This window comes from Phaeobacter sp. HF9A (genome assembly GCF_011806385.1).
GTDB lineage: Bacteria > Pseudomonadota > Alphaproteobacteria > Rhodobacterales > Rhodobacteraceae > Epibacterium.
This window is the reverse complement of record NZ_JAATOX010000259.1, coordinates 1-568: the sequence shown is the minus strand read 5'-3', so window position 1 is coordinate 568 and position 568 is coordinate 1. Positions and strand designations below refer to the sequence as shown.

The following is a 568-nucleotide window of genomic DNA, read 5'->3' as shown; positions in this document are numbered from 1 at the left end:
CATCTGGACAGCTACGAGGACCGCAAGGCCAAGCTGGACATCGCCATCGCCCAGGTCAAAGACGCTGTGGAGGGGCTGAACTCCGAGGGGATCACCTGCGAGCTGGTCTCTGGCGGTGGCACCGGGTCTTATTATTTCGAGTCCAATTCCGGCGTCTATAACGAGCTGCAATGCGGCTCCTACGCCTTTATGGATGCGGATTACGGTCGCATCCTCGACAAGGACGGCCAGCGTATCGACCAGGGCGAATGGGAAAACGCCTTCTTTATCCTGACCTCGGTCATGTCCCACGCCAAGGCCGACAAGGCCATCGTTGACGCCGGGCTGAAGGCGCAATCGGTGGACAGCGGCCTGCCGGTGGTCTTTGGCCGCAGCGATGTCGAGTATGTCAAATGCTCTGACGAGCACGGCGTGGTGATGGACCCGACCGGCGCGCTGAAGGTCAACGACAAGCTGCGCCTGGTGCCCGGCCACTGCGACCCCACCGCGAATGTGCATGATTGGTAAGGAGGTGTGCGGGGTGGCAAGGTCGAAACCCTCTGGCCTGTTTCCGCGCGCGGGCTGGATT

General features: G+C 61.6%; 1 pseudogene. It reads left to right on the top strand.

From position 1 onward, the window contains the following. Positions 1–504, top strand: a pseudogene (locus HCZ87_RS20780) (DSD1 family PLP-dependent enzyme); the annotation flags it as partial. Positions 505–568: the final 64 nt, after the last annotated feature.